General features: G+C 64.1%; 11 protein-coding genes. 4 read left to right on the top strand and 7 right to left on the bottom strand.

Annotated elements, in window-relative coordinates; genetic code table 11:
• A partial coding sequence (locus tag PQR02_RS23485; protein WP_408236549.1) for a DUF3579 domain-containing protein occupies positions 1-341 on the bottom strand: 341 nt, incomplete at its 3' end.
• A gap of 468 nt (positions 342-809) precedes the next feature.
• Here PQR02_RS23485 and argF point away from each other — a divergent pair.
• Both argF and PQR02_RS23475 read left to right on the top strand, forming a co-directional pair.
• Positions 810-1739, top strand: coding sequence for an ornithine carbamoyltransferase (gene argF, locus PQR02_RS23480; RefSeq protein ID WP_408236546.1), 930 nt, complete (start codon positions 810-812; stop codon positions 1737-1739).
• Positions 1740-1977: 238 nt separating this feature from the next.
• Entirely contained in the window at positions 1978-3204 is a 1227-nt protein-coding gene (locus PQR02_RS23475; RefSeq protein ID WP_408236543.1) for an argininosuccinate synthase, read from the top strand.
• A 171-nt stretch (positions 3205-3375) separates the two neighbouring features.
• Here PQR02_RS23475 and murB read toward each other — a convergent pair whose 3' ends face one another.
• On the bottom strand, positions 3376-4425 hold the full coding sequence (gene murB, locus PQR02_RS23470) for a UDP-N-acetylmuramate dehydrogenase (RefSeq protein WP_408236540.1): 1050 nt from the start codon (positions 4423-4425) through the stop codon (positions 3376-3378).
• Positions 4426-4617: 192 nt separating this feature from the next.
• On the opposite strand from murB, the gene PQR02_RS23465 reads away from it, so the two are divergent.
• Positions 4618-5103: a YajQ family cyclic di-GMP-binding protein gene (locus PQR02_RS23465; protein WP_408236537.1), complete on the top strand. Its 486-nt coding sequence runs from the start codon at positions 4618-4620 to the stop codon at positions 5101-5103.
• 179 nt (positions 5104-5282) lie between these two features.
• Here the strand turns inward: PQR02_RS23465 and plsY are convergent, their stop codons facing one another.
• Together plsY and ybaK are read right to left on the bottom strand one after the other, a co-directional pair.
• On the bottom strand, positions 5283-5918 hold the full coding sequence (gene plsY, locus PQR02_RS23460; RefSeq protein WP_408236534.1) for a glycerol-3-phosphate 1-O-acyltransferase PlsY: 636 nt from the start codon (positions 5916-5918) through the stop codon (positions 5283-5285).
• 137 nt (positions 5919-6055) lie between these two features.
• A complete protein-coding gene (ybaK, locus tag PQR02_RS23455) occupies positions 6056-6547 on the bottom strand; it encodes a Cys-tRNA(Pro) deacylase (RefSeq protein WP_408236531.1) in 492 nt (163 codons plus the stop codon).
• A gap of 140 nt (positions 6548-6687) precedes the next feature.
• Between ybaK and PQR02_RS23450 the strand changes: the two genes are divergently transcribed.
• Positions 6688-8250 carry a class I adenylate-forming enzyme family protein gene (locus tag PQR02_RS23450; RefSeq protein WP_408236528.1) on the top strand — a complete coding sequence of 521 codons (1563 nt, stop codon included), beginning with the start codon at positions 6688-6690 and terminating at the stop codon, positions 8248-8250.
• Between the two features lie 44 nt (positions 8251-8294).
• Here the strand turns inward: PQR02_RS23450 and xerD are convergent, their stop codons facing one another.
• The 3 genes from xerD to queG all read right to left on the bottom strand — a co-directional run bounded on the left by xerD (position 8295) and on the right by queG (position 11078).
• The gene (gene xerD, locus PQR02_RS23445) at positions 8295-9239 is read right to left on the bottom strand and encodes a site-specific tyrosine recombinase XerD (protein ID WP_408236525.1); all 945 of its coding nucleotides are present in this window, start codon (positions 9237-9239) and stop codon (positions 8295-8297) included.
• Complete coding sequence (locus PQR02_RS23440) at positions 9236-9706, bottom strand: methylated-DNA--[protein]-cysteine S-methyltransferase (protein WP_408236522.1); 471 nt, start codon at positions 9704-9706, stop codon at positions 9236-9238. Before PQR02_RS23440 ends, xerD begins: the two co-directional genes overlap by 4 nt.
• A gap of 133 nt (positions 9707-9839) precedes the next feature.
• Entirely contained in the window at positions 9840-11078 is a 1239-nt protein-coding gene (gene queG / locus PQR02_RS23435; protein WP_408236519.1) for a tRNA epoxyqueuosine(34) reductase QueG, read from the bottom strand.
• Between the last annotated feature and the right edge of the window lie 17 nt (positions 11079-11095).

Genomic DNA, 11095 nt, shown 5'->3' with positions numbered 1-11095 from the left:
ATAACGTGCCTCTTGGCCAGCGGCGCGGCGCGCTCCAGTTCCAACTCGCACGCTTCCGTCACCACGAGGTCGTTGTCTTTCGCAAAGTTGAGGACGAAATCGAATGCCATCGGTTCGATGTCGCGCAAACGCGAATCGAGAATCACGCACTTGAGGTCGCCGATCATGGTCGGCCGGACATACAGCGAGTACTGCAGATAAGCGTTTGGCCCCTTTCTCGCACCGGGACCAAAACACGCCATCACGCCTGCGAGCCGCTCCGACCAGTCGCTCGGCCGAAACTTTTTTCCCGTCGACGTGATGCCCTGAATGAAATATTCGGTTGGAGCTGTTTCGGCCATGTAGGAATACCTGTGTGACTGCCCAGCGGGATGACGGCAAAGCCGGTGGCACGCCGGCCTTACGCCAGTGGCACGCCGGCCTTACATGAGCGAAGTTGCCGCTAGCCGCCATATACGCCGCGACGGCGAGCGGCGCCATCAGCAACCGCCAGGGACCGGCTGGGCCGCCCCGATGCGGGCCATGACGGCGCACCGCGGGCAGGCCTGGCGCACCGCGCGGGCCGTGTCCCGCAAGCGAAATACCGCGCTGCTGGGCTTTGGGATAACCCGTAGATTATAGCGCAGCGGACCCTTTTCCGCAGCGCACACAAGCTTCACCCGAGCCCCCCGCGAGCCTGTCAGACGGCTTGCCCGGCCTTTTCGCCGACTCGTCAAACGCGGCGAAATCCATTATGCTGCATTGAGTTACCACAAACGACGGCGGCGCCGTCCGGCAATCCTGCCGGGTGAGACCGCCGTATTTGTTTCATGACCGCCAAGAAAATTCGCCACTACCTGCAGTTCAAGGATTTCTCGCTGGACGACTACGAGTACCTGCTGGAACGCGCGCGCATTCTGAAGCGCAAGTTCAAGAACTACGAGACCTACCATCCGCTGCACGATCGCACGCTGGCAATGATCTTCGAAAAGAATTCGACGCGCACGCGCCTGTCGTTCGAAGCCGGCATCTTCCAGCTGGGCGGCCACGCGGTCTTCATGAACACGCGCGACACGCAGCTCGGCCGCGGCGAACCGATCGAAGACGCCGCGCAGGTAATCTCGCGCATGGTCGACATCATCATGATCCGCACGTTCGGCCAGGACATCATCGAGCGCTTCGCCGAGAATTCGCGCGTGCCGGTGATCAACGGACTGACCAACGAATATCACCCCTGCCAGGTGCTGGCCGACATCTTCACGTACTTCGAGCATCGCGGTCCGATTCGCGGCAAGACGGTCGCGTGGGTCGGCGACGCGAACAACATGCTGTACACGTGGATCGAAGCTGCGCAGATTCTCGGCTTCAAGCTGCGCCTGTCCACGCCGCCGGGCTACAAGCTCGACCGCGCTATGGTCGCCGCCGAAAGCGCGCCGTTCTACGAGGAATTCGACGACCCGAACGAGGCCTGTGCGGGCGCCGACCTCGTCACCACCGACGTGTGGACCAGCATGGGCTTCGAGGCCGAAAACGAAGCGCGGAAGAAAGCCTTCGCCGACTGGTGCGTCGACGCCGAAATGATGGCGCGCGCCAATCCGGATGCGCTCTTCATGCACTGCCTGCCCGCCCACCGTGGCGAGGAAGTCAGCGCTGAAGTGATCGACGGGCCGCAAAGCGTCGTGTGGGACGAAGCGGAAAACCGTCTGCACGTGCAAAAGGCGCTGTTGGAATACCTGCTGCTGGGCAAGCTGAATCACTGAGCGAGGCCCTCTCCAGCATCTGCGTGAGGCGCGGCGGGGCCTTGAACACCAGGCAACACATCCACATCAGCGCCGCGCACCGGGCCGGAATCCACTGCTGCGAAGCAGACCCGGCTGCATCGCCGAACCGCCCCCAAAACGCGGGCGCCCGGCGGTTTAGTGTCAAAATAGTGCCTTTCCGCGCCCCGGAACCGCCGGTGCGCGTTGTTTTCCCGCTTTTTCCAGCTACGAGTTCACCATGAGCGATATCAAGAAAGTCGTGCTCGCCTATTCGGGCGGCCTCGACACCTCCGTCATCCTGAAGTGGTTGCAGGACAATTACGACGCCGAAGTCGTCACGTTCACGGCCGACATCGGCCAAGGCGAGGAGCTCGAGCCGGCGCGCAAGAAAGCCCTGCAGCTCGGCATCAAGCAGGAAAACATCTTCATCGAAGACCTGCGCGAAGAATTCGTGCGCGACTTCGTGTTCCCGATGTTCCGTGCCAACACGATCTATGAAGGCGAGTACCTGCTGGGCACGTCGATTGCGCGTCCGCTGATCGCCAAGCGTCAGATCGAAATCGCCCGCGACACCGGCGCACAAGCGGTGTCGCACGGCGCTACCGGCAAGGGCAACGACCAGGTTCGCTTTGAACTCGGCTACTACGCGCTGGAACCGGGCATCAAGGTGATCGCACCGTGGCGCGAGTGGGATCTGCTGTCGCGTGAAAAGCTGCTCGCGTACGCGGAAAAAGCCGGCATTCCGATCGAAATGAAGCACAAGCAAGGCGGCGCGCCGTATTCGATGGATGCGAACCTGCTGCACATCTCGTTCGAAGGCCGTCACCTGGAAGACCCGAAAGCCGAAGCCGAAGCCGATATGTGGCGCTGGACCGTGTCGCCGGAACAGGCGCCGGATCAGGCTGAATACCTCGACATCGAGTACGAGCACGGCGATCCGGTCGCGATCAACGGCAAACGTCTGTCGGCGGCGGAAATGCTGACCGAGCTGAACCGCCTGGGCGGCAAGCACGGTATCGGCCGTCTGGATCTGGTGGAAAACCGTTATGTCGGCATGAAGTCGCGCGGCTGCTATGAAACGCCGGGCGGCACCATCATGCTCAAGGCGCACCGCGGCATCGAATCGATCACGCTCGACCGCGAAGTGGCGCACCTGAAAGACGACCTGATGGCCCGTTACGCGTCGCTGATTTACAACGGCTACTGGTGGAGCCCGGAGCGCCGCGCGATCCAGGTGCTGATCGACCATACGCAGGAGAAGGTCAACGGCTGGGTGCGCGTCAAGCTGTACAAGGGCAGCGTCTCGGTGGTCGCGCGCGATTCGAAGGAAACGCTGTTCGACAAGACCATCGCCACGTTCGACGACGACGGCGGCGCGTACAACCAGGCGGACGCCGGCGGGTTCATCAAGCTGAACGCGCTGCGTATGCGGATTGCGGAAAACGCTCGCCGTCAGCGCGGCTGATAGCGTGCCGGTGAAGGCTGGCTTCGCGTAAGCGAAGGTCAGGCGCCGTAACGCGCGGCCTGAGCCAGAATGCGGGCGATAAAAAGGCGCCGGGAGGATTTCTCCCGGCGCCTTTTTTCAATTGCAGCGCCCCACTTCCTCAAGCCGTGCATTCAGTGCGATTCACCGCGCTCACAAACAAACCGGCTCCGCCTCCAGCTCCACGCCGAATCGCTCCGACACGTCGCGCCGGATTGCCCCGGCGAGCGCCAACACCTCCGCGCCGTTCGCTCCGCCGCGATTCACCAGCACCAGCGCCTGTCTCTCGTGCACGCCCGCCGCGCCCATCGCACGGCCTTTCCAGCCGCACCGGTCGATCAGCCAGCCTGCGGCCAGCTTCACCCGGCCATCCGGCTGAAGGTAGGACACGACATCCGGCTCCTGACGCTTCAACGCATCGAACTGCGCCGCGTCGACCACCGGATTCTTGAAGAAGCTCCCGGCGTTGCCGAGTTGCAGCGGATCGGGCAGCTTCGCGCGCCGCACCGCCACCACTGCATCGAAGATGGCCTGCGCGGTCGGCGGCTTGCCGGCCTGTTCGGAATAGCCGACAGCGGCCAATTCACGCGCCAGATCTGCATAGCCGGCGCGCGGTTGCCAAGCCTTCGGCAAACGGAACGTCACCGACGTGATCACGAAACGGTCACGCCCTTCCCGCTTGAAGAAACTGTCGCGATAGCCGAAGCGGCAAGCCTGCGCGTCGAGTTCGACCACCTCGCCCGTCGCCAGCTCCACCGCGCGCAGCGATGCGAACCGCTCGCACATTTCCAGCCCATACGCGCCGATGTTCTGGATCGGAGCGGCTCCCACCGTGCCTGGAATCAGCGCGAGGTTCTCGAGGCCGGGCAGCCCTTGCGACAACGTCCACGCGACAAACTCGTGCCACGGTTCGCCGCCAGCGGCTTCGACATACCATGCGTCGTCGTCCTCGCGCACCACACGGCGGCCGCGCAACGCCACCAGCAACACCAGCCCGGCGAAATCGCCGGTCAGCACGACATTGCTGCCGCCGCCCAGCACGAGACGCGGCAGACCGGCCGCGCGCGCATCGCGCACCGCGGCCATCAAGTGCTCTTCGCGCTGGATCCGGCATGCAAACTGCGCACGCACATCGAAACCGAAGGTGTTGTGCGCCTTCAGCGGGTAGCCGGCAATGAACGCAGTGGAATCGGATTGGGACATCGGAATCAGAACAATGAAACGGCGAATGAAGGAATACGGCCAGATCGAACCCGGGCCGCGCGACAATGCGCGGCGGCCTTGGGCAAAAGGGAGCGGCGTCGGTAAAATGACGTCCGGTCCGTGATTATAGCGAGTGCCCCGTGCTCAGCCGCCCGGCCGCGTCACACACCGCAGCACTATTGGGAGAATGCAATGCCATCGTTTGACGTCGTCTGCGAAGCGAACATGATCGAAGTCAAGAACGCGATCGAGCAGTCCAACAAGGAAATTTCCACGCGCTTCGACTTCAAAGGGTCGGACGCGCGCGTCGAACATAAGGAAAACGAAATCACCGCTTACGCCGACGACGATTTCAAGCTCGGCCAGGTGAAAGACGTGCTGCTGTCGAAAATGGCCAAGCGCAACGTGGACGTGCGCTTTCTCGACTCCGGGAAGATCGAGAAGATTGGCGGCGACAAGGTCAAGCAGGTCATCAAGATCAAGAAAGGCGTGTCCGGCGACCTGTCGAAGAAAATCGTGCGCCTCGTGAAGGACAGCAAGATCAAGGTCCAGGCGAGCATTCAGGGCGACGCTGTGCGCATCACCGGCGGCAAGCGCGACGATCTGCAAAGCGTGATCGCGATGCTGCGCAAGGACGTGACCGATACGCCGCTCGACTTCAACAACTTCCGCGACTGAGGCAAGGGGCGCCGCGTAGGTGCGCGCCCGACGAAACGGGCAGCAGCGCAACCGTTAAAACACGCCGAGGCCCGTGCGAGGTTTGCTAGCAACCCGCCTCGCCGATACGCGGCACGCCCGCGCCTGAAAATCCCAAAGCCTCAAGCTTCAAAAACGCCAAGCCTCAAGGCCTCAAAACCTCAAAGATCGTTCCCCGCCGTCGGACTGGCCGCCTTCTTCTTATCCCCGATCCGGCTCTCCTGCCCGCGCATCAGCTTCGCGATGTTGCCGCGATGACGCCACACCAGCAGCGAACTCATCACGACGATCGCGAGCGCGATAACACGCGGTCCAAACAGGAACGCATAGAAGAGCGGCGCGAACACTGCGGCGGCCAACGCCGCCAGCGACGAATAACGGGTGAAGAACGCGACGATCAGCCAGGTCAGCAGGGTCGCGACGCCGAGCGTCGGATTGATCGCGAGCAGCACGCCCGCCGCGGTCGCGACGCCCTTGCCGCCCTTGAAGCGGAAGAAAACCGGATACAGGTGGCCGAGAAACACGGCGACCGACACGATCGCCACCGACGTGTCGTCGAGCCCATAGCGCGCGCCGAAATGCACGACGAACCATACCGGCAGCCAGCCCTTGAAGGCGTCGCCGATCAGCGTGAGAATCGCCGCCTTCTTGCTGCCGCTGCGCAGCACGTTGGTGGCGCCCGGGTTGCCCGAGCCGTACGAGCGCGGGTCGTCGAGGCCCATCGCGGCGCTCACGATCACGGCGAACGACACCGAACCGATCAGATAGGCAACGACAGCAGCGATCAGGTTTTGCATCTGGGACTCTTATAAGGAACCGCGGTCTGAAACTCGACACCCCAACCGCAACAGGGAACACAACAGGGCCTGCAACTCGAAACAAAGCGGCGCACATTCTATCGAACGCACCCGCCCGGAAAGCATTCGCGCAAACGTCAATCGACGCTCGCGCACTGCACTGCCTTCGCCGCCAGCCGTTCGGTCAGCACCTTCGGGTCGATGCTGACCAGAAAACCGCGCCGGCCGCCGTTCAGCCAGATCCGATCCATCTCGAGAATGGTCGACTCGACATAGACCGGCATCGGCTTGCGCGTGCCGAACGGCGACGTGCCGCCGATCAGGTAGCCGGAATGCCGGTTCGCCACCTCGGGCTTGCAAGGCTCGACGCGCTTCGCGCCGATCTGCCGCGCAAGGTTCTTGGTGCTGACGGTACGGTCGCCGTGCATCAGCACGATCAGCGGCTTCGCATGCTCGTCTTCCATCACGAGGGTCTTCACGACATGATGTTCGTCCACGCCGAGCTGGCGCGCCGATTCGCCGGTGCCGCCATGCTCGACATAATCGTAAGGATGCTCGCCGAACGTGACGCCGTGACGGCGCAGAAACTGCGTGGCGGGCGTTTCGGAGACGTGTCTGGATTTGCTCATCGGCGCATTGTAATGGCGAGATTGCGCCACGGCTATTTGCCGAATGGCCAATTGTGCGGGTCCGGCGCTTGTGGCACGATCGTTCGAAAACCTTGCAGCGCAGCGCGCGCCACGCACCGAATCGTTTTCAGGAGACCGCGTTGAATCCCGTTTCATCCATCCGTTCCTCGATCGACCTTCCCGCCCTGCTGGCCGCGCTGCCCGCGCGCATCGCCGAGATTCCGGCGCTCGCCGCCGCCCGCGATCCGCGGCACGTTGCGTTGATCGAGGATGCGCGCCGCCTGACCAGCGCGCAATTGCTGCAAGCCGTCGACGCCGTCACCGCGCTGTTGCGCGAATGGGGCGTGCGCGGCGGCGATCGCGTGATGATCGTCGCGGAGAACAGCATCGCGCAGATCGTGCTGCTGTTCGCGGCCGCGCGGCTCGACGCATGGGCGTTGGTGTCGAATGCGCGGCTGTCCGCGGCTGAACTCGACTCGATCCGCGTCCATGCGCAGCCTCGCGTGGTCGCGTATGCGGTGGAAAGCTCCAGCGATGCGGGGCAGCATGCCGAGCGCCATCAAGCGATGGACGCGCCGTCCATCACGCCAGACATCGGCGCATGGTCGTACACGGTGGACAATGCGGTGCAAGCCGAACCGGTCGAAGCCGCGAACGACCGTCAATGCGCCGCGCTGATTTACACCACCGGCACCACCGGCGCACCGAAAGGCGTGATGCTGTCGCATCGCAATCTGCTGTACATCGCGGCGGTCTCCAGCCGCCTGCGCAAGGTCGGACCCGAAGACGTCGTGTATGCGGTGCTGCCGATCTCGCACGTGTACGGCTTCGCTTCGGTATGTCTAGGCAGCCTTCACGCAGGCGCGACCTTGCGGCTCGCGCCGCGCTTCACGCCGCAAGCCGTGCGCCGGGCGCTCGCCGACGAACGCGTGTCGATCTTCCAGGGCGTGCCGGCCATGCACGCCAAACTGCTCGAACATCTGCAGACGCAGGGGCTCGCGTGGTCCGCGCCACATCTTCGCTTCGCTTATTCGGGCGGCTCGCCACTCGACGCCGCACTGAAAGAGCAGGTCGAAGCCGTCTACGGTCTACCGCTGCACAACGGCTACGGCATGACCGAGAGCAGCCCGACCGTTTCGCATACGATGCTCGACGCGCCGCGCAGCGACTGCTCGGTCGGCGAGGTCATTCCGGGCGTCGAGGTGAAGTTCGTCGGGCTCGACGGCGTGGATGCCGCGCCGGGCGAAATCGGCGAGCTATGGGTGCGCGGGCCGAACGCGATGCTCGGCTACTACCGCAGTCCGGAGCAAACCCGCGCGGCCGTGACCGCAGACGGCTGGCTCAAGACCGGCGATCTCGCGCGGCAGGGCGCGGACGGTGCGTTGCATATCGTCGGGCGCAGCAAGGAGCTAATCATCCGCTCGGGGTTCAACGTCTATCCCGCCGAGGTCGAACATGTGCTGAACGCGCATCCGCGGGTCGTGCAGTCGGCGGTGATCGGACGCGCGGTCGAGGGCAACGAGGAAGTGATCGCGTTCGTCGAATTGATCGCGGGGGCGAACGTGACGCCCGCTGAATTGATCGCGTGGTGCGGCGAGCGTCTTGCGCCGTACAAGCGGCCCGCCGAATTGAAGGTGCTCGCCGCGCTGCCGGCTGCGTCGACCGGCAAGATTCTCAAGCACCGGTTGCGCGAGTTCATCTGACTTCGATACACCGGGGGCACGCACGAGCCCAAGCCAGGCGTGCATCACCCGCGCGGATGATGCACCGCATGCAGCGACTTCAAACGTTCGCGGGCCACGTGCGTGTAGATCTGCGTGGTCGAAATATCGGTGTGGCCGAGCAGCAGTTGCACCACGCGCAAGTCGGCGCCGTGATTGAGCAGATGCGTGGCGAACGCGTGCCGCAACGTATGCGGCGACAACGGCGCATGCACGCCGGCCGCCGCCGCGTGTCGCTTGATGATGTTCCAGAACTGCTGGCGCGTCATGCCTTCAGCGCGGCTAGTCAAGAATAGCGCATCCGCGGCGCGCGCGCCGAGCAGCGCAGGCCGCGCTTCGCGCAAGTAGCGTTCGATCCACCCGTGCGCCTCTTCGCCGAACGGAATCAGACGCTCTTTCGAGCCCTTGCCCATCACGCGCACGACGCCGTCGTTCAGCCCCACTTCCACCGTCTTCAGCGTGACGAGTTCGGTGACGCGCAAACCGCTTGCGTACATCAACTCCAGCATCGTGCGATCGCGCAGACCCAGCGGCGCGTCGAGGTCGGGTGCGCCGAGCAGCGCTTCGACTTGCGCTTCGCTGAGCGTCGACGGAAAGCGCGGCGGCTGTTTGGCCGAGCGGATGCGCAGTGTCGGGTCGACCGTTGCGCGATGCTCGCGCACCGCCCACGCGTAATAGCGGCGAAACACCGAGAGCCGCCGGTTCGCCGAGGTCGATTTGTCTTTGTGCCGCGCGGCACTATAGGCGTTGAGATCGGCCTCGCTGGCGCTGTCGAGCGACGCATTGCGCCGCGCCGCGAGCCATTCGCAGAACAGCCGCAGATCGCGGCGATACGCGTCGAGCGTGTTGCGCGACAGCCCGTGTTCGAGCCACAGCGCGTCGCAGAACGCGTCGATCGACGCCTGGCTCGTCACGAACCCGGGTGATGAAGACGACGCGACGCTCGCGCCTTCGGCAGTGATATCGCTCATGCGTACGGAATGCCTTCATGCGCCAGCAGCCAGCGCTTGACGTTGCGAAAGAAACCCTCTTCGGCGTGATGCGCGAACCCGCCGATGCCGCTCGAACTCACCACCCGGTGACAAGGAATCACAACCAGAAAGTCGTTCGCGCCGCAGGCCTGACCGACCGCGCGCGGCACGCTGCCCAACTGCTTGGCCAACTGTCCGTAGGTCAGCACGACGCCGGGCGGAATCTCGCGCAGCGCCTGCCAGACGCGTCGCTGAAACGCGGTGCCAACCGGTGCCAGCGGCAACTCGAACTTCGTGGCTGCGCACTCGAAATAACGCTCGATCTGCTCGACGGCCTGGCGCGCCAACGGCGTGTCGGGCGCGACGCTTTGCACCGAGTCCGGCAGATAGACGATCTCGCGCACGGCCGCGCCGGCGACACGAATGCCGACCTTGCCGAACGGCGCCTCGATCACTGCGTTGAACATGATTGCCTGCTCCTCACTGATGCGGCGTGCCGGTTTGCAACCTCGCGTACCTGCATGCGGACGCCGACGCTGCACGCAAACTGCGCCGCACAAAACGCTTTCAACAATCACAGCGCGCCGGATTGCCGCTACTCTACGCCGCTTCCAACGCCCATTCCACGTGCTCGCGCACCACGGCCGAAGGGTCGTCGGCGCGCAGCCGCAACGCGCGCACGATCGCCTCGCGAGCATCGGCGCTCAAGCTGCCCGACGCGGCGCGCAGCGCGTTGCCCATCCCCACCGCGAGATTGCGCAGCCAGCTCTCATAGCCGATGCGGCGAATCGCACTGCCCTGCATGCGCGTGTCGAACTCGGCCGCGCTCCACGCAAACAACTCGACCAGCGACGCGCGATCGAGCCCATGCCGCACATCGAAATCGGCGACCGGCGCGGCCTGTGCGAACTTGTTCCAGGGACAGGCAAGCTGGCAGTCGTCGCAGCCATACACACGATTGCCGATTAGCGGCCGCATTTCTAGGGGAATACAGCCTTTCAGTTCGATCGTGAGATACGAGATGCACAACCGCGCGTCGACCTTGTAAGGCGCGACGATCGCCCCGGTCGGACATGCGCCGATGCAGCGCGTGCAACTGCCGCAATGCGAGCCCGGCGTTTCGGGCGCCACGTCGGGCACGGTTTCAGCGTCGGTCGGCAACGGCACGTCGACATAGATTTCGCCGAGGAAAAACAAGGAGCCCGCATCGCGTTGCAGCAGCAGCGTGTGCTTGCCGCGCCAGCCGATGCCGGCCTTCTGCGCAAGTTCTACTTCCAGCACCGGCGCCGAATCGGTAAATACGCGATGGCCGAACGGACCGATCTCGGCTTCGATTTTCTCGGCCAGATGTTGCAAACGGTTACGCATCACCTTGTGATAGTCGCGGCCGCGCGCATAGATCGACACGACCGCCGCCGACGGGTCCGCGAGCCGCGCATGCTCGGCTGCGCGCCACTCGCGCGCGAGCGGGCCGTCCTGAGTCGTGCCTTCATCGGCGACGCCGCTCAGTGTTGCGAAGGGCAAATAGGCGATGCGCGCGGTAATCACGCGTAGCGTGCCGGCCACAAGCTCGGCCGGCCGCGCGCGTTTCATCCCGTGTTTCGCCATATAATCCATCTCGCCGTGGCACCCCGCTTCCAGCCACGCTGCAAGCGGCGCTTCGGCCGCGGAGAGATCGGTGTCGCTAATGCCGATCGCTCCGAAACCCAGTTCACGGCCCCAGGTTTTGATGTTCAGCGCGAGCGCATCCAGCGCCGCTTCATCGAAATGACGCACGGCACGCACGGCGTCGACAGACGCGGGCGTGCTGGAAACAGGGGACTCCGGACTTCGGTTCATCACGCCATTTTACGAGA

The organism is Paraburkholderia sediminicola (genome assembly GCF_046026895.1).
GTDB classification, from domain to species: Bacteria; Pseudomonadota; Gammaproteobacteria; order Burkholderiales; family Burkholderiaceae; genus Paraburkholderia; species Paraburkholderia sediminicola_C.
Note: the sequence above shows the minus strand (reverse complement) of the source record. Positions and strands in the feature narration are given on the sequence as shown.